This is a genomic window from Dendronalium sp. ChiSLP03b, from assembly GCF_034531165.2.
Classification (GTDB): Bacteria; Cyanobacteriota; Cyanobacteriia; order Cyanobacteriales; family Nostocaceae; genus Dendronalium; species Dendronalium minutum.
In genome coordinates this window covers 35,614-60,872 of record NZ_JAVRBR020000011.1, presented here as the reverse complement: position 1 = coordinate 60,872, position 25,259 = coordinate 35,614, and the positions used below count along the sequence as shown (strand labels likewise).

Sequence of the window (25,259 nt, the reverse complement as noted above, 5' to 3'; positions counted from 1 at the left end):
TTATTGCACTATTTTAGCCTTGCCATGCCAGTAGTGGCATGGCAAGGCTAAAATGTTGCATTAAAAATCTCTGAAAAATTGAAGTTTAGACACATAATCGAATTTTTCTATTGCACTACTTTAGCCTTGACACGCCACTACCAAACAAAAATGAAGGCGGGTAAAGTTTTCCGACTTGTGTGTACACAGTAGCCCTTTTTAAGGAGGGCTAGGGGGGATCAATAAGTGCCTAAAATCACAGCAAAACACTTTTCAAACAACCTCTAAAAATCTTCGAGATGAGATTAACATTGTTCTAGAAAATAAAAGACCTCAGTCAACCTAAAAGAATGAACTGAGGATAAAAACGCATTCGATAAAGCTGTTGCTGCAAGATAGATGCAAAAAACGCAAAAAATCAAATTTGGGGGATTTTTTGCGGAAATTTTGCTAAATATAACTGTTGCTGTGCCCCTACTCAATAACTCATTGACTGTAGCTGTTTGATAATAATTAGAATCTTATGCCCAGTTGACCGTTGAATCCTCGAACAGAGTTGTAACCAGCACCTACAAAAACGTTGTCTGTAGCACCTACCTGAACACCGCCTGAAACAGCAAGACCTTTATCTTCTGAATAATATCCTAGTCCTACATAAGGTGAAACCACTGGCAAACTCAGAAATTTCAGAACATCGACTCCGGTAGAATCATCTGGTCCCCTTCCGACTTCAACCCCTAAATTGAAAGCTCTAACTCCCACTGCATAGGTTGTATCGCCATCTTTCCCGCCGACCGAAACCCACGGTTGTGGTATAAGTTGAGCGGAGGCCTGACTTGGGGCAAATAAAGCTAATAAACCTATTGATGCGATGAGTGTTTTGGCAATAACCGCTCTTTTCATGCTTTCCTCGGACGTTATTTGTCAAATTTTAATCGTTTTGTCATAACTAACCTTCAGCATTGCTGTTAATTAGGTTTGGTTGATGATGACTAATTGTGACGCATTGAAGTTTACCTAAGTGCCCAATGAGTGCTGAGTACAGACGCGATTATACTCTTACGAGAAGCCGCTCTTACGAGCGTCTACGCGTCTGTACAAGAGTTATCTATCCCTGCTCCCCTTGCCTACCCTGCTCAGCACTTTATCAGCACCAAACTTCGATTCCTCCCCATGAACTATTACTGACAAAAGTCTGCCCATCTGGAGTAATGGCGATCGCCCAAACAGGCCCGGCATCATAAAAGCTACCAATTTCTTGTTTAATTTTCAAATCCCAAATTTTAATGAATCTGTCATCGCTGCCACTAGCAAGCAATTGTCCATCTGGGGCGATCGCTACATTTGGCGATATCATTTTCTAGGCTTGTGCTATTTGTTTGCGCTTGACTTTTATAACTAGAATCTAAAATAGCGCCATTCAAATTAGTTTCTAATTGCTGAGTTTCTTGCAGATTGGCATCTCGAACATTAGCTTTCATCAAAAAAGCACGATTTAGAGTGCTTTGACTTAAGTTAGCATTACTCAGGTTGGCATTAATTAAATTAGTTACATACAACTCAGCGCCTTTGAGATTTGCACCTTGAAAATTGGCATCTCGCAAGCTGGCATTATTCAAAACAGCACCACTGAGATTAACGCCACGCAAGTCAGCACCAATTAAGTTAACACCGTTCAAGTCAAATCCCGGACATCGTTTAGTGGTCAATAATCTTTGTCTAGCTGCTAACATCTGTTTAGTTTTTAACGCACCTTGATAATGAATGCCATCTAAGTTGACATCATTCAATTTGACATTTGTGAAATTAGTATTTTTCCGATTTGAATCCAGCAAGTTAGCAAAATTCAAAATTGCATCGCTGAGATTAGCATTACTCAAATTTGCATCTCGTAAATCGGCTTGATTTAAAGCAGCACCTTTGAGATTAGCATTACTCAGATTAGCTCCTAACAAAATTGCGCTACCAACTCCAGCATTGCTGAGATTGGTTTTACTAAGGTTCGTACCTAAAAGGTTAGCTGCATTTAATCTAGCTTTTTTTAACTGAGCGCCCCTTAAATCAGCATTTTCTAGATTGAAGTTATCTAAATTAGCATTATTTCATTGAGCATTTCTTAGATTGCATCCAACACATTGTTGAGTTGATAGTAATTGTTTGACTTGTGCGGGGGAAGCTGCTCTTACCTCGGTAGCGATCGCAAATATACTAACAACAGCAAATGCAAAAATTCCTAACCTCATATTCCATCATGCATTCTTAAACTGTCTTCAGTTATAACCGAGTTTAAGCAAGCTAGAGTTTGACTTGTAAGTATTACAAAATATGCAATTTTTCCGGATGAGACAGATTATTAAACAACGGGGATCTTACATTATGTTCGGCTAAATACTTGTCAATTGCGAGCGTTCGCGCAGCGTCTCCCTTAGGAGAAGCGAAGCAATCACAAGGCCCCTACGATTGCCTCGCTTGACTTCGTTACGTACCCTACGGGAAGGCGTTCCGCCAACGCAATAACTTTTTATAAGTAATTTACCGAACTTGATAAATGATTAATTTACTGATTATTATCCAGTTTAAAATTGACGCGACCACTGACTGGGCCAGCGTTCCACAATTACTTTGGTTTGGGTAAAAAACTCTACTGCGTGATTGCTTTGCCCGTGCAAGTCACCAAAAAAGCTTTCTTTCCAGCCACTAAAGGGAAAAAATGCCATTGGTGCAGCAACACCAATGTTGATACCGATATTACCTGCCTGTGCTTCGTAGCGGAATTTACGGGCTGCTGCGCCACTGCTGGTAAACAAACAAGCCATGTTGCCATATTGACCGCTATTAACTAAGGCGATCGCATCATCAATACTATCTAAATGTATTAAACTCAGCACCGGACCGAAAATTTCTGTGCGGGCAATTTCCCCAGCTGGTTCGACGTTTTGTAAAATCGTTGGTCGGATAAAATTACCATTTTTATAATTAGCAATATTGGGATTCCGCCCATCTACCAACAAATTTGCACCTTCATCTGCCCCTTTTTGAATTAATTCTTCAATCCGTGCTTTGCTTTGGGTTGTGATTACAGGCCCCATTTCTACGCCTTGGTCTAAACCATTACCCACAACTCGTTTTTTTGCAGTTTCCGCGATCGCTTCTGTAAATATGTGACGTGCTTCCCCGACTGTGACAGCAATTGAGGCGGCTAAACAGCGCTGTCCCGCACAACCAAAGGCACTGTCAGCAGCGATGCGGGTAGTCATTTCTATATCTGCATCCGGCAAAACGATAATCGGATTTTTCGCGCCCCCTTGACATTGCACTCGTTTGCCATTCGCCGCCCCCCGACTATATATATATTTAGCTACTGGTGTGGAACCGACAAAACTAATGGCTCGAATTTTGGGGTGTTCTAAAATTGCATCTACAACTTCTTTAGCACCGTTAACTAAATTAACAACTCCTTTAGGCAACCCAGTTTTTTCTAGTAATTGGAAAATTTTTTGCATCGTCAGCGGCACTTTTTCTGAAGGCTTGACAATATATGTATTACCGCAGGCGATCGCATAAGGTAAAAACCAAAAGGGAATCATCCCCGGAAAGTTGAAAGGGCAAATCACTGCCGCCACTCCCAGAGGTTGGCGAATCATCATCTCATCAATACCTTTGGCAATATCTTCCGAGTTAGTTCCCTGCATCATCATGGGGATGCCACAGGCGACTTCCACATTTTCAATAGCGCGGCGCATTTCACCCTGCGACTCAGCCAAAGTCTTACCACATTCTTGCGTGATTGTGCGAGCCAGATCTTGAAAATGTTCTTCCAGCAAATTCTTGAGTTTAAATAAATACTGGACTCGTTCAGTAGGAGGAGTGCGTCGCCAAGTAATAAAAGCTGCTGCCGCTGCTTCTGCGGCTTGATTTAACTCAGATACTGTTGATAGAGGCACTTGAGCTAGTAATTCTGCTGTAGCTGGGTTGAAAACTTCTAAGTATTCTGTAGTATTAGACGCACACCAGTGACCATTGATGTAATTGGGTAAAATAGGAATCGCGTTCATAAAGGTAGTGTCATTATAAAATGTAGATGCAGCAATATGACTATATTAGCCGTTCATTCTGACACACTAATTGCATTTGTCTATTGCAAATATGTTAACTGCATCAATTATAAATTTATAAAAAATGCCTGATTGAAGTATATCAATCAGGCTTAATTTCATGTCAAGAATTTAGCGGATTTTTCGCAGAAGATAAACTCTTTATACCGCAGGTTGCTGCAAATTGACCTTGACTACCTTGTTTTTTTCGGCTTCAGTTTTAGGCAGGGTTAAATTCAAAATCCCATCTTTGTATTCAGCCTTAACGTCAGTGTTTTGAATCCGGGCAGATAGAGGGATTACTCGTTGGAACTTACCGTAGTAAAATTCACTTCTGGTTCTGCCGTTATCTTCAGTTTTGGTTTCAGATTTCCGTTCGGCAACCACCTTAACTGCATTATTGGTGACTTCGATATCTAAATCCTTAGCTTCAACACCAGGGAGTTCTAGCTTCAGATGTATCGCTTCCTCAGTTTCGTGCAGTTCAGCTGCTGGAACTTTAGCAGAAATGGGTGCTGGAAAATCTTCAAATACTCGGTCGATTTGACGTTGCAGTGCGTTCAATTCTTGCCAAGGATTGTAGCGTACTAAAGTCATATTTCTCTCCAACTCGTAACTCTTTATTTACTTGATTTAGAACTTAATCATCGCTTTGATTACTATAGTAGAGATTATTTTTATTGCTGAAAATACGGTTAATCTCACTCCGAGTTTGATGATAACCGCACAACAATTACAGCCTAATTAAAGGTAGTAAAAATACGAATATTTCAGATAGGGTAAACCCAACTTATATAAATTTTACAGACGCACAATCGGGAGCACCCCACTTTTTTGCATGTCATTGCGAGCGTTAGCGTTAGCGTCTCGTACCCCTGTGGGGAAGCAAGCTACGCGCATCGTCTCCGACAGGAGAAGCGAAGCAATCGCAAAATCCTCCAACTACGAGCGAGTTCATGCGATTGCTACGTCGTTCCTCCTCTGTACGAGACGCTACGCGAACGCGATGACATTTATTCTCTCATTGAGAAATAAAAACGGGGATGCACCCCGCACAATCCTGGTTAGGCTCGATAATTGTAATACTTGTATAAAACCAAGACAGGAGATTTATATTATTGATTTAACTCAATGGTAGTGGAAACGGCGATTAGATATAATCATCGATCAATTATAACTAGCTTCGTTGTAGACAGCATTCAGCGCGGCTTGTAACTCATCTTCAACAACATTAATTAACAGTAACTTTACACAATCTTCCTTCGGGCATAGATTTTTTCTGCTGATGTTTTTGTTACAATTATTGAAATTTTTCCCTAAAATTACCACTATGACTTTATATGCTGAATTGCATCGGCATCTAGGCGGTTCGGTTGTACCTCGCGTTTTATGGCGATATTTTGAGCGACATTCGTCTGAGTTGATTTCTGGCTTTGCTGACTATTCAGAATTTGAAGACTTTTACACGCGACCGCGCAACACCCTAGATGAGTACCTGGAATTGCACACTTTAGTAGAAAGCGTGCAAACTGTGGAGACGTTGCCTTACTTTATCTACCGCTTGGTACGGGGTGCTTATATTTTTGAAAATTTAGCTTATCTAGAACTGCGCTACACTCCCTATTTGCGGACACCCGAACATCTGAGTCAATCCGGGAGAATTGATAAGATGGCGGAAATTGTAGAGGTAGTAGGAAAAGCGAGTCACCTATCAGAATATCCAATTGTTACTAGCCAAATTCTTTGTATGCACTCGCGCTTACCCTATGAGGTAAATCGGGCAATTGTTGACTTGGCAGTGCAGAATAAGCAGTACGTCTGTGGTATAGATGTAGCGGGTGGTGATAGTTACTATGCCGATCGCATGGAAGAATGGATTAAATTGTACGATTATGCGCGATCGCAAGGCGTTAACACCACAGGACATTTATATGAAACCACTGCCGGTTGTTATCCCCAACTGTTACCCTATCTGATGCGGATTGGTCACGGCATCCAAATTCCCTTGTTGTCTCCAGAGTTACTTCAGGATGTGGCTAAACGCGGGCAGTGTTTGGAAGTTTGTCCCACAACTTATCTGAAAACTGGCACTTTAGAGGATATTCGTCAACTCAAATTAGTTTTTGACCGTTGTTTTGATGCTGGGGTTGATATCGCTATTTGCACCGATAATGCTGGCTTACACAACGTACGTCTACCGTTTGAGTATGAAAATCTCTTGACTTACGACATTATTAGCTTTGAACAATTGCAAGCTTGTCAAGATGCAGCTTTTCGCCATGCTTTTGCTTGGCCTTACAGTCAACGTCCTGCATCACTTTTAAACGGCTTGCTAAAACCTGGCACTCCCAAGGTTATGGCGATTAAAGATTAATCAATTACCTCTGTGTGGTAACACAATAGAGTGATGAAACGTTCATTTTCTAACCAATGAATTTTTCTGATTACCTAGAAAAAACTGTACTGCACACTGTGCAGTACACAACAACAAACATAGTTAATCAATAAACCCGAAATATTATATCTGGGTAAGGTTTATGTGCTCAAACCTTCTATAGCGCCACCAGCTGACTTCCAGGCAGCAAAACCCCCATTGATTTCAGCTACCTCAGCAAACCCAGAATCTTGCAATAGTTTAGCAGCTTGGGCTGTTTGTTCGTCATTTTCGCCATAAACGTAGATATGGCGTTCCGCGTGCAAAGAAGATTTAGCACGAGTTACCAAATCGTCCAATGGGATAGTTATTGCCCCGCTAATATGACCGTGATTGTAAGTGGGGCGATCGCGCACATCAATAATTGTAAAATTTGGTTGACCCCATTGCAGACGTGATTTTAGCTCGTGTGCATCAGCTGCTAAATTAACACTCATAAGCATTTCCTGCTTGGTACTTTAAGAGCAATCTATCAAAAATCATCTTTTAATTGAGCTTTCTTTACAATTAATAAAAATTTCTATTGAACTGTCAATAAAATTGCTTATTCTATTCAGTGGTTGGCTGCTCGCCTACACTGTAACTTATGGCATCTACTATTCAAGCTTTACCGACAGAAGTCGTCTATCTCATTACAGCTGGAGAGGTAATAGACTCTTTAGCATCTGTAGTGCGGGAATTAGTAGAAAATTCCCTGGATGCAGGTGCAACGCGAATTGTGGTTTCTTTATGGCCGCAGCAATGGCGCATCCGTGTTGCAGATAACGGCTGCGGGATGAACATAGATGACTTGCAACAAGCAGCTACAGCCCACAGTACTAGTAAAATTCGCTCTAGTGACGATTTATGGAAAATCAACAGTTTGGGTTTTCGTGGTGAGGCATTACACAGCTTAACGACTTTGGCAGAGTTGGAAATTTTGAGTCGTCCAGCGAGTGGCAAGGTAGGATGGCGAGTTGTCTATGGTGATGGCGGCAAAGCTGTACAAGTAGAACCAACTGCGATCGCTCCTGGTACAGTTGTCACAGTCTCTAATTTATTTGCCAATTGTGCATCTCGTCGTCAGGGTTTACCAACAACAGCACAGCAAATGAAAGCCGTGCAAGCGGCAATTCAACAAATTGCCCTCTGTCATCCCCATGTGACTTGGCAAGTTTGGCAAAACGATCGTCAATGGTTAACCATCTATCCCGCTGCCACAGTCGGAAAACTGTTGCCCCAAATCTTGCCTCAAATCCGACAAGGCGACTTGCAAGAGGTAAAACTCGAAGTACCCAACCCTGCCAACTCAGTACTCCCTTGTACAGACGCGATTAATCGCGTCTGTACTCCTAACTCAGCACTCTCTTTGGTGGTAGGATTACCAGACCGTTGCCATCGTCGTCGTCCAGATTGGGTGCGAGTGGCTATAAATAGACGGATGATAAAATCACCAGAACTAGAGCAAACAATTCTTGCAGCATTTCACAGAACATTACCACGCGATCGCTATCCAGTTTGTTTTCTGCATCTTGTCATTTCCCCCGACCAAATTAACTGGAATCGCAATCCTGCAAAAACAGAAGTTTACCTCAACGAACTAACTTACTGGCAAGAACAAATTACCCAAGCAATTAACCAAGCACTGCGAATTTCTGCCGCCAATCTGAAAGAATCTGTCCACACAACACGAGTAACTAAACTCCTCAAAGCAGCAGAACAAAAGGGTAACTATAACTTCAAACCACAAAATCCTAATGAGGATAACAAAACTCCTAACTCCTGTACAGACGCGATTAATCGCGTCTCTCCTCACTCCTTAAAGGCTGTAGCGCAAGTGAGTAATACTTATATTGTTGCCGAACATCCTGGAGGAATGTGGTTAATAGAACAGCACATTGCTCACGAGCGAGTTTTATACGAACAATTATGCGATCGTTGGCAACTCGTTTCCGTGGAACCAGCAATTATTCTTTATCAACTGTCGCCAGCCCAAGTTTCCCAATTGCAACGCATCAGTTTAGATATCGAACCCTTTGGCGAACAACTCTGGGCTGTTCGTAATATACCCGCAATGTTGCAGCAGCGAGAAGATTGTGCAGAAGCGATTTTAGAACTTAGTTGGGGAGGCGACTTACAAACAGCTCAAGTCGCCGTTGCTTGTCGTAGTGCCATTCGTAACGGTACACCGATGAACTTGCCAGAAATGCAAACACTTTTAGATGACTGGCAACGTACTCGCAACCCCCGTACCTGTCCCCACGGACGACCGATTTATTTATCATTAGAAGAGTCAGCTTTAGCTCGGTTTTTTCGACGTAATTGGGTGATTGGTAAAAGTCACGGGATTTGATTTTATCTCGTACAAAAATGCAAAAAGTCAACACTATTTATGGCTTTTAAATCAATACGGTTCAGTTAAGGCTAAAACTCTTTGTCAAAGTTAAATTTTTTAACGTAGACGCTTCTGCGGCTTTTCGCAGGGTACCGCCAAGAACGCCAAGGACGCAGAGAGAAGAAAGGGAAGAAAGAAAATGTTCAACTGAACTGTATTGGCTTTTAAATACTCGCCTGAAAATTAAGTATGAAAATACCTCAAATTGAAAAATTATCCAAACCACTCATAGAAAAAGTTGCAATTATTGGTGCTGGACTTGGGGGTTTAGCTGTTGCTGTAGCACTGCGGAAATTGGGATACGACGTGCAAGTGTACGAAAAAGCACAAGATTTTCGCCCAGTGGGCGGTGGTCTCGGTTTAATGCCAAATGGCTTGAACTGTCTGAATGCGATCGAACCTGAAATAGTCAAAAATATTAGAAATTCTGGTTGTGAGGTGAACACAAGCATTTTAAAAAATACTCAAGGTGAAACAATCCGCACTAACCCAGCAACCAGGTATCAAGATAAATATGGTCAACCATTAGTCACTATTTGGTGGTGGCATTTGCAGCAAGTTCTAGTATCTCAATTACCAGATGATGTGATTCATCTTAACCATCGTTGTATTGATTTTAAACAAGATGATAGTGGTGTGGAAATATATTTTGATGCAGCACAAAAGGTAAATGCAGATTTGTTGATTGGAGCTGATGGTATTAATTCTGCAATTAGAGAAGTTTTAATTGCAGATGGCAAACCTCGCTATTTGGGAAGTATGTCTTGGCGTGCTGTCATCCAGAGTAATCAAGACATACTTAAACCGGGAGAACTCGGTTTTGTTAGAGGTAATAAAGAATTCATGTATCTACTGAATGTCGCAGACGGGTATATTTCGTGGCTGTATCGTAGGTTATCATCGGATTGCGAGCTTTCCCAAAATGTGGATCTTGTCAAATCGCGGGTTCTCTATCAATTAGCTGACTGGGGAGAATCATTGCGCTCACTTGTAGAAGCAACACCAGCCGAGCAAATTTTGGAGGGGCCAATTTGCGATAGATTACCACTCAACTTTTGGAGTCAAGGAAGAGTTGCTTTGTTAGGTGATGCTGCTCACCCAATGGCTCCGGCTTTAGGACAGGGAGCGAATAGCGCTTTTGAAGACGCGTACGAACTTGCATTGTGCTTTTCTGAAGCATCCAGCATTCAAGAAGCTCTAGCTAGCTACGAACAGCGCCGTATCCCGCGCACACAACTGATTCAAACCCGCAGTGCTTTAGGTGAGATGCGCTACTACGAAACCGACAAAGAGGCATCTGCTAGGCAAATGCAAGAGCAGTCACAAATGAGCAGTGAAGAATTTCAAGATTGGCTTTTGAACTACAAGCCTTATGAGTAGCCGTAACCCCCACCACCAGGAGTTTCAATCCCAAACACATCACCAGCCTTCATCTCCACTACAGCTTTACTTTCTAATTCCTCCACAGTTCCATCACTTCTCTCAACGTAATTTTGCCCTACTTTCCCCGCTTCACCACCACATAAACCAAAAGGCTCAACAATCCGGTGATTTGATAGAATTCCCGCTGTCATTTTCTCTAAAAAACGCAAGCGACGAATCACTCCATTTCCACCATGATGATATCCTTTACCTCCACTATTAGAACGAATTGCGAAACTTTCTAAAACTACAGGGAACCGCCATTCTAATACTTCTGGATCTGTCAGACGCGAATTTGTCATGTGAGTGTGAACTGCATCTGTACCATCAAAATCCGCACCTGCACCCGAACCACCGCAAATGGTTTCATAATATTGATAGCGTTCGTTGCCAAAAGTAAAATTATTCATTGTACCTTGGGAAGCAGCCAACACACCCAATGCACCGTATAAAGTATCAGTAACTGCTTGGGAAGTTTCCACATTTCCCGCTACAACGGCCGCAGGATACCGAGGATTCAGCATAGAGCCTTCGGGAATGATAATTTCTAAAGGTTTAAGACATCCTGCATTCAAAGGAATATCATCATTAACTAAGGTGCGGAACACATACAAAACTGCGGCTTTACATACTGCTGCGGGGGCATTAAAATTATTTAATTGCTGAGATGAAGTACCTGTAAAATCAATTTTGGCACTACGATTTTCTCTATCAATGGTAATTGTAACTTGAATAATACTGCCATCATCCAAACCGTAACTGAAACTGCCATCTTTTAAAACTTCAATTACACGACGCACTGACTCTTCAGCATTATCTTGAACAAAACCCATGTAAGCTTGTACAGCTTCTAAGCTGTAGTGTTCTACCATTTTGAGCAGTTCTTGTACACCGCGTTCGTTTGCAGCAATTTGCGCTTTTAAATCTGCAATATTTTGATTAATATTCCGTACAGGATATGGTTCGCTTGTCAACAACTGTACTAATTCTTGTTCGCGGAATTTACCTGCATCAACTAACTGGAAATTATCTAGTAAAATTCCTTCTTCTGTGACATTTATACTGTTAGGTGGCATCGAACCTGGAGTAATACCACCGATGTCTGCATGGTGTCCGCGTGAGGCTACGTAAAAAAGTGGTGAGGGAGAGACGCGATGCCAGTCGCTACAACGGGGGGAACCCCCGCAACGCGCTGGCTCATTAATCGCGTCTGTACAAGGCAGTGGGGAGTCCGGAAATACGGGGGTGATGACGGTAATATCTGGAAGGTGAGTACCGCCATTGTAAGGGTTATTGGAGACGAATACATCTCTGGGTTTGATGGTGTCGCCATAAGCAGCAATCAACGCTTGTACGCTTTCACTCATAGAACCCAGATGTACGGGGATATGAGGTGCATTTGCCACTAATTGTCCAGAACCGTCGAAGATAGCACAAGAAAAATCTAGCCTTTCTTTGATATTTACTGAAGAACTGGTATTTTGTAGTGTAATGCCCATTTGTTCGGCGATCGCTCGAAACAAATTGTTGAAAATTTCTAGCATCACAGGATCTGGACGATTTTGGATTTGAGATTGCTGATTTTGGATTAAAGATTCTGAATTAGCTTTCCGCTTTAATACCAGATGATTGCGTGGGGTTAATTCGGCTTGCCAATGCGGTTCTATAACATTCGTCCCCGTTGCTTCCACAATAATTGCCGGGCCAGAAATACAATCTCCTGGTTGCAAATCATCTCGCTGATAGACTGGTGTATTTTGCCATGCACCAGCTGTATACATCTGCACAGTCGCAACTGCCACAGGTGTACTATTATCCCTGCGTAATACTACAGTTTCCTGTGGCGCATCATGCTTTGCCACTACCTCTACCGAAACTGCCTCCACAATCAGCCGTTTCTCTGGGGCAATAAATCCATAACGCTGACGATGCAATCCTTCAAACTGACTCTGCATCATTTCCACATCGCCAAAATCCACAATCAAAGGCGCATCCGTTCCCTCATACTTCAAATGCACCTTGCGATAAATCTCTATCTTTTCTTCTTCCTTCTTATCCTCTGCATCTACGCAGTTCAATTCCCTCTTCCCCTCTGTTGCCAACGCCGCCAACACAGACTCCAACTCAGACAACAAACCCTCATTCAAGATACCTTCGACCGATTTTTCCTGAATCGTCCGCACATCCGCCAAACCCATACCATAAGCCGATAACACCCCAGCATAGGGATGAATAAACACTTGCCTCATCCCCAAAGCATCAGCAATCAAACAACCATGTTGCCCACCAGCGCCGCCAAAGCAACACAAAGTATACTCTGACACATCATAACCGCGCTGAAGAGAAATTTTTTTAATCGCATTCGCCATTTTATCAACTGCGATCGCCAAAAACCCTGTTGCCACCTCTTCGGGCGTGCGATTATCTGCAATTTCCGCTGTCAATTGTGTAAACTTTTGCCTTACTACTTCTGCATCAAGCGGCAAATCTGCATTTGGGCCAAACACCTGGGGAAAAAACTCTGGCTGCAACTTGCCTACCATCACATTGCAATCTGTCACCGTTAGCGGCCCTCCCTTCGAGTAAGAAACCGGCCCGGGATTTGCCCCTGCTGACTCTGGCCCCACTCGATACCGAGAACCATCAAATTGCACAATGGAACCGCCACCCGCAGCCACAGTATGAATTGCCATCATCGGTGTCCGCAGACACACACCTGCCACTTCAGTTTCAAAGGTACGTTCATATTCGCCATTGTAATGAGCCACATCCGTAGACGTGCCACCCATATCAAAGCTGATAATCTTATGAAATCCAGCCATTAGGCTTGTCTGGACTGCCCCCACAATCCCACCAGCAGGCCCTGATAAAATGCTGTCCTTGCCTTGGAAGTTTTCAGCATCAGTTAGTCCGCCGTTAGATTGCATGAACATCAGCTTCGCTAGGGACTGGGGATTGGGAGTTTTTCCCTCTAGATGACTAGCTACTCGATCCACATATCGCCGCAGAATTGGCGACAAGTAGGCATCAACAACAGTTGTATCGCCCCGACTAACTAATTTCATTAATGGGCTAACTTCATGCGATACTGAAACTTGAGTAAATCCAATACTCCGTGCTAGGTTAGAAACCTGCTTTTCATGGGCGGTATAACGGTAACCGTGCATGAAAAGGATGGCACACGAACGAATCCCATCATCGAATGCCGCTTGTAATTGGGGACGAACAGCATCCAAATTCAGGGGTATTAACTTCTCTCCTTGGGCGCTGTAACGTTCCTCTACCTCGATTACCCGCTCATACAGAATTTCTGGCAAAATAATCTGACGAGCAAAAATGTCGGGACGGTTTTGATAACCGATTCGCAATGCATCCCGAAATCCTTTAGTAATAACTAAAATAGTGCGATCGCCTTTTTTTTCCAGCAGTGCATTCGTCGCCACGGTAGTTCCCATCTTCACCACCGCAATTCGAGCTGCTGGAATCAGTACATTATCAGAAATCCCCAAAATTTCTCGAATTCCTTGCACTGCCGCATCGGTGTAGCGTTCTAGGTTTTCCGACAATAGTTTGTGAATCACTAGCTGTCCATCAGGGCGCTTCGCCACAATATCAGTGAACGTACCACCCCTGTCAATCCAAAATTCCCACAGGTTACTAAATTGAGAAACAGAAGTCATTACAGCTTTATGAGTACTGGCTAAATGCTATTATCGCTACCTTTAAAGACATGTAATCAACAAACCCGATAAAAAAATTATAAGAGTAGCCAGAGAAAATTGGGGACATACCACTCGTTATGACTCATTTTCTAGTTAAAATTACTTAGTTTGTAAACTGTTGAGTATATCTGTACTACTATCATTATTTCCATATGACTAAGTAACACAGTACATATGTGAGTAAATCAGAAGGCAACCTGTTTTTACTTGGCAGTTTCACATATAATCACCGTTGTTAACAGTGCTACTTCTAGAGTTATTATTTATGAATTGTCAAAAGTTCACTATAAAGATTATCTTAGGTTAACTACATGGTATTTGAAAAGAAACAGTGGTTTAAAATGGCTTTACAATTAAGAGGTTCAGTAATTGCAGCTATTTATCAACGTGTTTTCTGGTGTGGATTTTTCGGCTTTTTGATTGCCGGACTCCATTATTTAAAAATACCCGTATCTCAACCTATTTTAGGAAGTGTTATTCCCAGTATTGTTTTAGGTTTACTACTAGTATTCCGTACTAATACTGCTTACGAACGTTTTTGGGAAGGAAGAAAATGCTGGGGTTCTATAGTCAATAATGTCCGAAATCTAGCACGACAAATTTGGGTATCTATTGATGAAAAATCTCCAGTAGATAGAGAAGATAAAATTGCAACATTACGTTTGCTGGTAGCTTTTGCTGTAGCAACTAAATTGCATCTGCGGGGAGAACCTGTTAATAGTGAATTAGAAGAACTAATGTCTGCTTCGAGATACACGAAACTAAAGAGTATGAATAATCCTCCTCTAGAGGTTGCTTTCTGGATTGGAGATTACTTGCAAAAGCAGTACATACGGAATTGCTTAAATAGCTACCAATTAACATCTATTCAAGAATTATTAAATAATCTAGTGGATAATTTAGGTGGTTGCGAACGAATTTTAAAAACACCTATGCCGCTAGCCTATTCTATTCATCTCAAGCAATTGTTGTTACTGTACTGCGTATTGTTACCTTTTCAAGTAGTGCAGAGTCTTGGTTGGTGGACAGGTTTAGTTGTGGCATTAATTAGTTTTACTTTGTTTGGTATTGAAGCCATCGGTTTGGAAATAGAAAATCCCTTTGGATACGATGCTAATGACTTACCATTGGATGCAATTTGCAATACAATGAAGCGCAATATTGACGATTTAATTAGCTTATCTCCCAGCGTTGAATTTTATAATTAAAAGTTGAAAAATGAAGAATTAATAGTTAGAATTTTTCACTCAGCAATCCTCACTCTTGTACAGACGCGATTAATCGCGTCTGTACTCCTAACTTTTTATAACCGTCGAATACCAAGTTCTAAACCTTCACATACACCTGTGAGAAAATCTAAATCCAAAGTGGCGATCGCATCGCTAGGTTTGTGATAATGGGGATTCCGCATAAATGCCGTATCTGTCACCATAATTGCTGGATAACCTATATCCCAAAAAGGTGCATGATCGCTAAGTCTAGTTTGACGAACTATTAAACCTCTGTTTGGTACTGGCAACCACTGACTGGCTATACCAACTTTGCGAATACTACGACTAATGCCAATTAAGTCACGAATTGTCCGCAAATTACCAACTAAAGCAATAAAATCGCCCTGATTTGGATAAAAGCGTTCTAGCGGAGGTGGATAATTTTGAGAGCCAGGAGTAGCATCGCAATATCCCAACATTTCTAGAGACATCATTAAGCGTAGTGGTTGCTGTTGTTGGCGTAACAAGGCTGCATATTCAGCACTACCCAGCAAGCCGTATTCTTCCATATCAAAAGCAACCAACCGTAAGGGATATCTCGCTGGTGCAGCGGCAAATTTTCTGGCTAATTCCAGCAACACTGCCATCCCAGTAGCATTATCATCTGCCCCTGCTGTTCCAGGTACAGCATCATAATGAGCGCCAATTAAAATAGGTGGTAAATTTCCCTTTTTCCGCACAGCTTCGCAGGGTAAATTTAAAATCAGATTCTGGCAATTTTTACCTCCTACTTGGAAGGTGTGGAAATCCACACTCCCCCATTGGGCAAATTGTTGACGAATATATTCTTGAACAAAAAAATGCCCAGCCGTTGCTAGGTAAGGGTCGCGTTCTCGTGCTATCTCACTAAGATGAGTTTGTAATCGTTCTTTTAAATTCAAATGTTTAAAACAGTCGCAATAACAATTTTTATATATAGAGACAAAGGGAAAAGCAAGCCTGATTAGTGTGGATTTCCCAACTTGAAGATACAGTTAAGTACGGTGTTTGGACTATGAGATTTACAGCAGTTTGGACATACTAAGCATTGTCAATGCTATCCTAGTCTTGCAACTAGCTCCTCAAGCTTAAATTCCTCTACTTTTGCCTTGATGATTATTATACCATTGAGGCGTTTTCATCCTGTAGCACACAGCTAGAGATAGTCCCGCCCAATCATAATAAATGTATAAGTCACGCTAGGAGAAGAGTAACGCATGGGCAAGGTAGTCGGCATCGACTTGGGTACAACCAACTCAGTAGTCGCCGTAATGGAGGGTGGCAAGCCGGTGGTGATTGCCAATGCAGAAGGAATGCGAACAACCCCCTCCGTAGTTGGCTTCAGCAAGGAAGGTGAAAGAGTGGTTGGGCAAATGGCACGGCGACAAACCGTCCTTAACCCCCAAAATACTTTTTTCTCAGTCAAACGCTTCATTGGGCGCAAATATGGCGAACTCAACCCAGAGTCAAAACGCGTACCCTACACTATCCGCAAAGACGAAGTAGGTAATATTAAAATTGCCTGCCCCCGCCAGAATAAGGATTTCGCCCCAGAAGAAGTTTCGGCAATGGTGCTGAAGAAATTAGCAGATGATGCTAGTACCTACTTGGGCGAACCAGTCACAGGGGCAGTAATTACAGTTCCCGCTTATTTTAATGATTCCCAGCGGCAGGCTACTCGCGATGCTGGCAGAATTGCTGGCTTAGATGTGTTGCGGATTCTCAACGAACCGACAGCTGCATCTTTGGCTTATGGGTTAGACCGGGGTGATGTTGAAACCATATTAGTATTTGACTTGGGTGGCGGCACTTTTGACGTGTCGATTCTGGAAGTAGGTGATGGCATATTTGAAGTCAAAGCTACTAGTGGAGATACCCAACTTGGTGGCAATGACTTTGATAAAAAAATAGTAGATTGGCTAGCAGAGCAATTTTTAGAAGCTGAAGGGGTAGATTTAAGACGCGATCGCCAAGCTTTGCAACGTCTGATGGAAGCAGCTGAAAAAGCCAAAATCGAGCTATCTGCTGTCAGCGTCACTGATATCAACTTACCATTCATTGCCGCCGACCAGGAAGGCCCCAAACATCTGGAAACTCGCATCACTCGTTCCCAGTTTGAGGGTTTGTGCCTTGATTTAGTAGGGCGGTTGCGGACACCAGTCAAACGCGCCCTGAAAGATGCTGGACTTTCACCCGCAGACATTGAGGAAGTTGTACTAGTTGGTGGTTCCACTCGGATGCCGATGGTGAAGCAGCTAGTCCGGGACTTAATTGGCACAGAACCCAACGAAAACGTCAACCCCGATGAAGTAGTGGCAGTCGGTGCAGCAATTCAAGCAGGCATTCTCCAAGGCGAACTCAAAGATGTGCTGCTTTTGGATGTTACACCCCTATCTTTAGGACTAGAAACCATCGGCGGCGTGATGAAAAAACTCATTCCCCGTAACACTACTATCCCAGTCCGCCGTTCTGACATTTTTTCTACATCAGAAAATAACCAAAATACCGTAGAAATCCACGTAGTCCAAGGCGAACGGGAAATGTCAGCAAATAACAAATCCTTGGGACGGTTCAAGCTGTACGGTATTCCCCCAGCACCACGAGGTATTCCCCAAATTCAGGTATCATTTGATATTGATGCCAACGGTATTTTGCAAGTTACAGCCTTAGATAGAACCACTGGGCGAGAGCAGAGTATCACAATTCAAGGCGCTTCTACCTTGAGCGAGTCGGAAGTGAATCGGATGATTCAGGATGCTCAGAAATACGCTGATATTGACCGAGAACGCAAAGAAAGAATAGAAAAGCGGACTCGTGCTGAGGGCTTGATTGGCCAAGCAGAACGACAACTCAGAGAAGTGGCATTAGAATTTGGAATGCAGTTTTCCCGCAACCGTCGCCAACGAATTGATAGTATTTGCCGAGAATTGAAAGAAAGTTTACAGCAAAATGACGATCGCGGTATCGATCAAGCTTACGCTGACTTGCAAGATGCTCTCTATGAGCTAAATCGAGAAGTTCGCCAGTATTACGCTGAGGATGAAGACGACGACTTGCTTGGTACTATTCGTGACATCTTTACAGGCGGCGATAAAGAACGAGAACGAGAACGGGAACGCGATTTTTCCCGAGACACATATCGAGAACGTGATTCTTATAGTAGTAGAGACTACGGCAAGGACTATGGCAGGGACTATTCTTCCTATGACAAACGTCCTTCTCGCAAACCATCTCGTCCTAGCTACCAGGATAACTGGGATGATGACGATGATTGGTAGTACTCCCAAGTTAAGTTAAAAGTTAGGAATTAGGAATTAACTCATAACTCTTAACTTAAAATAACTGTCTAAAATTTCAAGTTAAATAACTGACTATGCAAAATTTGCAGAATTTCCGCGATTATTACGAGATTTTGGGAGTACCTAAGGATGCCTCCAGTGAGGAAATTAAAAAGGTTTTTCGGCGGTTAGCAAGGCAGTATCACCCCGACCTGAATCCAGGAAATAAAGCAGCAGAGGAAAAATTTAAAGATATCGGTGAGGCCTATGAAATCCTTTCTGACACAGCCAAGCGAGCGCAGTATGACCAGTTTAGCCGTTACTGGAGGCAAAAAGGCTTTGGCAAATCAACTCCCAAGCCTAAAAGCTGGGGAGACACTCGCCCTAATGGTCGTAACGGTACACAAGATGTAGATCCTAGCGAGTTTGCCGACTTTGAAAGCTTTATTAATCAAGTCATCGGTGTTGGCAATCGTAAAGACACCAAAAATGGTGGCAGTAGTAGTAAGAGTAGCGATCCATTTCGTTCCCCTACAAGCAAAGTTCAATACACAGTTCCGCCGAAAAGCACACCACGTCCTACACGGCGAGATATAGAAGCGAGATTGACATTACCACTGGAAAAAGCTTATCAAGGTGGCAATGAACGCATTCGTTTAGAAGATGGGCGATCGCTAGAAGTTAATATGCCCCCAGGTATGGTTACAGGTCAATCCATCCGCCTGCGAAACCAAGGTATTGGTGGCGGCGATTTGTATTTAAAAATTACCGTCGAACCTCATTCATTATTTAAGCTAGAAGGTTCTAATATATTCTGCCAAATACCTGTTACTCCCAGTGAGGCAGTCTTAGGAGGACAAGTAGAAGCACCAACTCTAGATGGTCCCGTAAAAATGGCCATTCCTCCAGGAGTCAGGTCTGGTCAAAGACTCCGCTTGGCGAATAAAGGTTACCCCACCGAAAATAGTAAACGTGGCGACCAATTGGTAGAAATTCAGATAGTTACTCCCAAAAACATTAGCTCTGAAGAACGGGAACTTTACGAAAAGTTGCGGCAAATTGAAACCTTCAAACCCCGCGCTGATTTATTAAGTTAAGCATTAATAGCTGAATACACTCGATCGACAAATGCAAAAGTAAGTATAAATTTTATGAATGCATTTAAAGAAAGCTACATAGTAGATGACAAAGGGAATTGGGTAGGAGTAATTCTAGATAGTTAGAAGGTTTACCTAACTGATGCTTACGAACTAGTAAAAGAGAATATTTACACTCTGGCTGAAGACCCCACACCACATGGTTGCTTAAAATTGACTAACCAAGAAGGATGGCGCATCCGCATTGGTGATTATCGTCTAATTTAGGAGATTGACGATGAGCAAACAATTATCACCATCCTTCATGTTGAACATCCCCGCGATGTTTATCGTTAAGGAGTTCAGGCTGGGCGACTGAGGTTTACAATATTAGAAAAAACTCGATCGCAAGGTGACCCAAACAGCCGTGAATCATCATGGGGCAATGCCACAAAGGAGTGAACCCACATATTACTCCCTGCTAGGACTCCATCCCTCGGCATCGGTAATAGACATTCGTCGTGCTTATCGGGAATTGAGCAAACGCTATCACCCTGATACTACAAATTTGCCTGCTGCTGTCGCTACTACTAAATTTCAACAAATCAACGAAGCCTACGCTACTCTTAGCAATCCAGAACGCCGACTCAACTATGACTTAAGGATTGGTTATTCGCGCTTGACCGTGGTTCAACCACCCCCTGACTTGAACCGTCCTGTCTCTCGTTCTTATGACTCCTCGAAATCAGCTTATTTAGATGCAACCGATCGCCCCCTCTCATCTGGTGAAATCTTTGCTTTATTTATTATGGGGTTAACGATTTTAGGTTGCCTACTGTTGGCGATCGCTATAGGCTTAACTCGTGGTGAAACTGCTTTCCAAACGCAACTGCAACCAAAGCCAGCAGTACACAAGCCTATTACCCATGTATCGCAACTGATTACCCCTTGGGAAATTAAAAATTAAAAATTTTCTCATCCAAAATCCAAAATCTCAAATTCTTATGTCTCTTCTTCCCCCTGATACCCCACTTTATAGTCACCCCTTACCGCAAATTGAGCAGTGGTTAAAAGACCAAGGCTGTCAACAAGATGAAACAGAGTTGCATTGCTGGCGCGTACAGCGAACCAGTTGGCAAGCTGAACTCTGGCTCGATATTGAGCAAATCGTAGTCCGATACGTCCAAGCTGGCGACAATGGACAAGATATCCAACGCTCATTCAAGTATTCCCTGAGTCGAGAAGACATAGAACAGGCTGTGTTTTCTGGCCCGTAAATAGGGATTGGGTGTCAAGGATCGGGGATTGGGCATTAGGAAAACTCTTTCCCAGTCCCCAGTCCCCTAGATTTTCCCAAACCGCCGCTCTCTTTGCTGGTAAGCACACAAGGCTTGGTGAAATTCGGTGCGATCAAAATCTGGCCAGAGGGTATCGGTAATATAAATTTCCCCATAAGCCATTTGCCAGAGCAGAAAATTCGAGAGACGCATTTCTCCACTGGTACGAATTAATAAATCTGGGTCAGTAATTCCTGCTGTGTATAGATGGCGTTCAAATACTTCTTCATCAATTTCATCAGGTTGCAGCAGACCTTGCTGAACTTTTTTGGCGATCGCCCGACAAGCTTGTAAAATCTCTTGTCGTCCACCATAATTAGTTGCTACTGAAAACCGGATTCCACGATTATTCTTGGTTGCTTCCATTGAACGAGAAATTTCTGCTTGGAGCGATCGCGGTAGGGCATGTAAATTGCCAACAAACTGAATTTGCACGTTCTCCTCAACCATTTCCCGCAATTCTTGGCGCAAAACTCTTTGAAACAGGGTCATCAAAAAATCTACTTCTTCCTGCGGTCTTTTCCAGTTTTCGGTCGAAAAAGCATAAGCTGTAAGCGCTTGAATTCCCCAATCCCGACAACAGCGGAGCAAATCCTTAAGGGCATCAACTCCTCGCTTATGACCCATAATTCGGGGTAGACCCTGAAGTTTAGCCCATCGACCATTGCCATCCATAATTACCGCAACGTGCTTCGGCAGTAGTTCCCGTTTCAAATCAGGGGGCAATTCTTGGAGTTCAGTTTGTTGTGCTGTCATTTTTTATCTCGAGAGGCGGTCGATGGTAATCCGAGTAAACGTGAAACCAGTGTTAATGCCCTACCACCAAGCTGACGACCCAAACTTAACAGACCAGGAGCAACAGCTTCCCGATCGACATTTGGGGATAATCGAGCCTCTAATGACTCTTTCAGTTTCCTAATCGTCAGCGGTCTATTTAGGGTTCCCCGTTCCGCTAAGGAAATAGAACCCGTTTCTTCTGATACCACGACACAAATGCAATTTTCGACCCGCTCAGTAATTCCCATTGCCGCCCGATGGCGCGTGCCCAACTGGCGCGAGGCTGTGCGTCCCGAAAGTGGTAAAATTATACCTGATGAAACAATCCGTGAACCACGAATCAACGTCGCCCCATCGTGTAACAGAGTTTTTGGTTGAAAAATTGTTTGTATCAGTTCTTTAGAAACATCAGCATTTAACTTTACTCCAGGTACAGAAAAATCCCGCTCGTCAATTGGGCCAGTTGTTTCCAAAATCAGCAAAGCTCCAATGCGGTTTTTTGAGAGTTCTTTAACCGCTTCCACAATTTCATCAATCACACTATCAGACTTAGGGACTGACAGATTGGATGGTTGAAATAACTGCCGGAATTCACCACGTCCTAATTGTTCCAAAAATCGGCGAAACTCTGATTGGAGAGCAACTGCCATCGCTACAGCACAGCCAATCACCAACTTTTCTAATACAAAATTTAGTAGTGGTAGTCCTAATCTACCACTGAGTGCCGAAGCTAACATTAAGATGATAAATCCTCGCACCATCCATAGTGTCCGGCGCTCGCTAATAATGACTAGGATCATGTACGTCAGCGCCAGCACAAATACAATATCCAGAGTCCCAAGTAGCAAGGACTGCGACCATCCCAGGTTTGTCAGCCATTGCTTCCACCAATCTCTCATGACATCTGGTGTGAAAGGATGAAGTATGTAGATACCCTCTGGGCGGCTTGTGGTTCGCCCTTGGCATTGCCGCGGCGTAAGGTAGGGTGAAGGATAAAGTATAAAGGATGAAGTGTGAAGTTATAAAGTATGAAGCTATAAAGTTTGAAATTGAAAATTTTCATCCTTATCCTTTATCCTTCACCCTTCTATCTTTCATCCTACCTTACCCTACGGGTTCTCCGTTGGCGCTAGCGTCTCCGTAAAAGAAGCAGTACGGGAACGGCTAAAGCCGAACAGCCTTTATTCTTTATTCTGCTTGAGTCTTTCTGGTAAGCGATCTTGCCGAATCAAGTCTTGGTAAGTTTCGCGTTGCAAAATCAAATTTGCTTCGCCATTCGCCACAACAACTGCTGCCGGTCGAGGTAAGCGGTTGTAGTTAGATGCCATACTGTAATTGTACGCACCAGTTCCCATAACTACGAGAATATCTCCTGGTTGAGTTTTTGGCAGTTGAGCATCTTTAATTAAAACATCTCCTGATTCACAGTGCTTACCAGCAATTGTTACTGTTTCTGTTATGGGAGCAGAAATTTTGTTAGCAACTACTGCCCGATAAACTGATTGGTAAGTAATTGGGCGCGGATTATCAGACAATCCTCCATCCACAGCCACATAAGTACGGATATCAGGAATAACTTTTGATGAGCCGATTGTGTAAGCTGTAACGCCAGAATTAGCAATTAGCGATCGCCCAGGTTCACAAAGTAATTTTGGCAAAGGTAGATTTTCTGCCGCACAAGCTTCTTGAATCACCTCACAAATTGGTATAACCCACTCTTCAATGCTAGGTGGATCGTCTGATTCTGTATAGTTAATCCCTAAGCCACCACCAACATCTAACTCTGTCAGAGTTAAACCATAGCTAGCAGCTTTAGTTAACCACTGCACCATCAAAGCAGCTAGATCGCGATGCGGTTGGCGTTCAAAAATTTGGGAGCCAATGTGGGCGTGTACTCCTATGCAATTTAGAGCTGGTTGCTGACTTACAAAAGTAAACACCTCATCTAAATCACCTGGGTCAAAACCAAATTTACTATCTAAGTGACCAGTACGAATATATTCATGGGTGTGACAATCAATACCAGGTGTTAGACGCAACAATATGCGAACAGGTTGTTGCTCTGGTGCTAACTCAACCAGAGTCTGCAACTCATACCAGTTATCTGCCACAATATTGACACCTGACTCAATTGCGTAAAGCAATTCTGCATGAGATTTATTGTTACCGTGGAAGTAAATTTTATGAGGATTTAGACCAGCAGTTAGTGCTGTGTAAAGTTCTCCTCCAGAAGCAACATCGATTCCCAAGCCTTCACTATTGGCTATAGCGCAAACAGCTAAACAATTCCATGCTTTTGAAGCATACAGTACCTGAGATTCACCTTGATAATATTGCTTGAGGGTATCCCGGTATTGTTGGCAAGCTGTCCGCAGAGTTTCTTCATCTAAAATATATAAAGGTGAACCAAACTGCTGAACTAGGGTTGTGACATCACACCCACCAATTTCCAGGAATTCATGACTATTAACTCTAGCAGTCAAAGGTAAAAGTTCCTGGTTGGGCGAAAGTTTTGCGTCTGTGCTGCGCCTTTGAGGTAAATACTGAGTACCAGCATGTTGAACCCCAGTGGGGTGAGTCGATACCATAACTATGTAAGTTTTCCTTGCTCAAATTACGGGCGCGAGTAAGTCACCCGATTCTCAGTTTACCTAATTTCGCCAACTGAGAAGAAGGCAGAGTGCAGGATACAGAAGGCAGAAGGTTATGTTCTGAAGGGAATTCAGACCCTTGCTCTATTGGTCGCTCTTATTTTCTAGGCAGGGAGGAAGGTAAACCTTCTGTCCTCTGCCTTTGTTTTTGACAAAGAGTTTGTAACCTTATCCAAACTAAATGCGATCTTATTTAGATTTAAAACTTAAATTACTGACCATAGAGGATGTGAGTGCGATCCTGGAACTGGATGCAGCCTGCTTTGGCGGTTTGTGGACTCTTGAGGGCTACCAACGCGAGTTGGCAAGTCCTAACAGTGACTTACTTGGTTTATTTTCCCCTTTTGCTACTGCTAAACTGTTGGGAATGGGTTGCTTTTGGTCAATTTTGGAGGAAGCCCACATTACAATTTTGGCGGTTCATCCCCAATATCACCGTCAAGGTTTGGGTCAAGCTTTACTGTATTCTCTACTGAAGACAGCTAGCGATCGCGGCTTGGAGCGAGCTACTCTTGAAGTCCGAACTTCTAACTTAGCAGCAATATCTCTGTATCAAAAATTTGGCTTCAAAACAGCCGGACGGCGGCGGCGTTATTACCAAGATAATGGTGAGGATGCTCTGATTCTATGGCTATCAGATTTGCAACAACCCAAATTTCAAAAGACTTTGGCAGACTGGCACAATATTGTTAGCGAACACCTCAGCAAATCTTCTTGGCAGCTGCTTTTATAGTCACAACTCTACAATGCCATATTTTTTATCTGGATGGCATCTGCGTGTTCCTGCCAGTTTCATTATTATTTTTAATTAAAGAAAAATTTATTATTGAAATAATATATGAGTGCTTTGTATTCTTGAATTTAA

General features: G+C 42.8%; 21 protein-coding genes and 1 pseudogene. 9 read left to right on the top strand and 13 right to left on the bottom strand.

The annotated features are described in order from the left end of the window. Positions 1-492: 492 nt before the first annotated feature. From RMY31_RS02130 to RMY31_RS02100, 7 genes and pseudogenes are all read right to left on the bottom strand, one after another. Complete coding sequence (locus RMY31_RS02130; RefSeq protein WP_322665867.1) at positions 493-882, bottom strand: hypothetical protein; 390 nt, start codon at positions 880-882, stop codon at positions 493-495. A 244-nt stretch (positions 883-1,126) separates the two neighbouring features. Beyond that, complete coding sequence (locus tag RMY31_RS02125; RefSeq protein ID WP_322665869.1) at positions 1,127-1,336, bottom strand: hypothetical protein; 210 nt, start codon at positions 1,334-1,336, stop codon at positions 1,127-1,129. After that, positions 1,287-1,934 (bottom strand): pentapeptide repeat-containing protein, encoded by a 648-nt coding sequence (locus RMY31_RS02120; RefSeq protein WP_322665871.1) that lies wholly within the window; start codon positions 1,932-1,934, stop codon positions 1,287-1,289. The genes RMY31_RS02125 and RMY31_RS02120 overlap by 50 nt, the downstream gene beginning before the upstream one ends. Then, positions 1,923-2,066 (bottom strand): annotated as a pseudogene (locus tag RMY31_RS02115) (pentapeptide repeat-containing protein); the annotation flags it as partial. The pseudogene RMY31_RS02115 and the gene RMY31_RS02120, both read right to left, overlap by 12 nt. Before the next feature lie 15 nt (positions 2,067-2,081). Further along, entirely contained in the window at positions 2,082-2,222 is a 141-nt protein-coding gene (locus tag RMY31_RS02110) for a hypothetical protein (protein ID WP_322665873.1), read from the bottom strand. A gap of 333 nt (positions 2,223-2,555) precedes the next feature. Next, positions 2,556-4,034: a CoA-acylating methylmalonate-semialdehyde dehydrogenase gene (locus RMY31_RS02105; protein ID WP_322665875.1), complete on the bottom strand. Its 1,479-nt coding sequence runs from the start codon at positions 4,032-4,034 to the stop codon at positions 2,556-2,558. Between the two features lie 201 nt (positions 4,035-4,235). Further along, entirely contained in the window at positions 4,236-4,670 is a 435-nt protein-coding gene (locus tag RMY31_RS02100) for an Hsp20/alpha crystallin family protein (protein WP_322665877.1), read from the bottom strand. A 733-nt stretch (positions 4,671-5,403) separates the two neighbouring features. Between RMY31_RS02100 and RMY31_RS02095 the strand changes: the two genes are divergently transcribed. Further along, positions 5,404-6,447 carry an adenosine deaminase gene (locus tag RMY31_RS02095; RefSeq protein ID WP_322665879.1) on the top strand — a complete coding sequence of 348 codons (1,044 nt, stop codon included), beginning with the start codon at positions 5,404-5,406 and terminating at the stop codon, positions 6,445-6,447. Positions 6,448-6,608: 161 nt separating this feature from the next. On the opposite strand, the gene RMY31_RS02090 is transcribed toward RMY31_RS02095, so the two are convergent. Further along, the gene (locus RMY31_RS02090; protein WP_322665881.1) at positions 6,609-6,944 is read right to left on the bottom strand and encodes a rhodanese-like domain-containing protein; all 336 of its coding nucleotides are present in this window, start codon (positions 6,942-6,944) and stop codon (positions 6,609-6,611) included. Between the two features lie 149 nt (positions 6,945-7,093). Here RMY31_RS02090 and mutL point away from each other — a divergent pair, with 149 nt between their 5' ends. Continuing rightward, positions 7,094-8,839: a DNA mismatch repair endonuclease MutL gene (gene mutL / locus RMY31_RS02085; protein WP_322665883.1), complete on the top strand. Its 1,746-nt coding sequence runs from the start codon at positions 7,094-7,096 to the stop codon at positions 8,837-8,839. A 231-nt stretch (positions 8,840-9,070) separates the two neighbouring features. Beyond that, positions 9,071-10,261 (top strand): FAD-dependent oxidoreductase, encoded by a 1,191-nt coding sequence (locus tag RMY31_RS02080; RefSeq protein WP_322665885.1) that lies wholly within the window; start codon positions 9,071-9,073, stop codon positions 10,259-10,261. Here the strand turns inward: RMY31_RS02080 and RMY31_RS02075 are convergent. Continuing rightward, positions 10,252-13,983, bottom strand: coding sequence for a hydantoinase B/oxoprolinase family protein (locus RMY31_RS02075; RefSeq protein ID WP_322665887.1), 3,732 nt, complete (start codon positions 13,981-13,983; stop codon positions 10,252-10,254). The genes RMY31_RS02080 and RMY31_RS02075 overlap by 10 nt on opposite strands. A 353-nt stretch (positions 13,984-14,336) precedes the next feature. Between RMY31_RS02075 and RMY31_RS02070 the strand changes: the two genes are divergently transcribed. Beyond that, positions 14,337-15,233 carry a bestrophin family protein gene (locus tag RMY31_RS02070; RefSeq protein ID WP_322665888.1) on the top strand — a complete coding sequence of 299 codons (897 nt, stop codon included), beginning with the start codon at positions 14,337-14,339 and terminating at the stop codon, positions 15,231-15,233. A gap of 95 nt (positions 15,234-15,328) precedes the next feature. Here the strand turns inward: RMY31_RS02070 and RMY31_RS02065 are convergent, their stop codons facing one another. Then, the gene (locus RMY31_RS02065; protein ID WP_322665890.1) at positions 15,329-16,177 is read right to left on the bottom strand and encodes a M28 family peptidase; all 849 of its coding nucleotides are present in this window, start codon (positions 16,175-16,177) and stop codon (positions 15,329-15,331) included. Between the two features lie 315 nt (positions 16,178-16,492). Between RMY31_RS02065 and dnaK the strand changes: the two genes are divergently transcribed. From dnaK to RMY31_RS02045, 4 genes are all read left to right on the top strand, one after another. Then, the gene (gene dnaK, locus RMY31_RS02060; protein ID WP_409877113.1) at positions 16,493-18,553 is read left to right on the top strand and encodes a molecular chaperone DnaK; all 2,061 of its coding nucleotides are present in this window, start codon (positions 16,493-16,495) and stop codon (positions 18,551-18,553) included. Positions 18,554-18,648: 95 nt separating this feature from the next. Continuing rightward, entirely contained in the window at positions 18,649-19,650 is a 1,002-nt protein-coding gene (locus RMY31_RS02055) for a J domain-containing protein (RefSeq protein ID WP_322665893.1), read from the top strand. A 424-nt stretch (positions 19,651-20,074) separates the two neighbouring features. Next, positions 20,075-20,596, top strand: coding sequence for a J domain-containing protein (locus RMY31_RS02050; RefSeq protein WP_322665908.1), 522 nt, complete (start codon positions 20,075-20,077; stop codon positions 20,594-20,596). Between the two features lie 37 nt (positions 20,597-20,633). Beyond that, positions 20,634-20,906 (top strand): DUF3143 domain-containing protein, encoded by a 273-nt coding sequence (locus RMY31_RS02045; RefSeq protein WP_322665896.1) that lies wholly within the window; start codon positions 20,634-20,636, stop codon positions 20,904-20,906. Positions 20,907-20,972: 66 nt separating this feature from the next. Here the strand turns inward: RMY31_RS02045 and RMY31_RS02040 are convergent, their stop codons facing one another. From RMY31_RS02040 to lysA, 3 genes are all read right to left on the bottom strand, one after another. Continuing rightward, positions 20,973-21,722, bottom strand: a complete 750-nt coding sequence (locus tag RMY31_RS02040) for an isoprenyl transferase (protein WP_322665898.1) — start codon at positions 21,720-21,722, stop codon at positions 20,973-20,975. Then, positions 21,719-22,642: a diadenylate cyclase CdaA gene (cdaA, locus tag RMY31_RS02035; protein ID WP_322665901.1), complete on the bottom strand. Its 924-nt coding sequence runs from the start codon at positions 22,640-22,642 to the stop codon at positions 21,719-21,721. The genes RMY31_RS02040 and cdaA overlap by 4 nt, the downstream gene beginning before the upstream one ends. A gap of 282 nt (positions 22,643-22,924) precedes the next feature. Then, positions 22,925-24,331, bottom strand: coding sequence for a diaminopimelate decarboxylase (lysA, locus tag RMY31_RS02030; RefSeq protein ID WP_322665902.1), 1,407 nt, complete (start codon positions 24,329-24,331; stop codon positions 22,925-22,927). Between the two features lie 244 nt (positions 24,332-24,575). Between lysA and rimI the strand changes: the two genes are divergently transcribed. Continuing rightward, entirely contained in the window at positions 24,576-25,127 is a 552-nt protein-coding gene (gene rimI, locus RMY31_RS02025; RefSeq protein WP_322665904.1) for a ribosomal protein S18-alanine N-acetyltransferase, read from the top strand. The last annotated feature ends 132 nt before the right edge of the window (positions 25,128-25,259 follow it).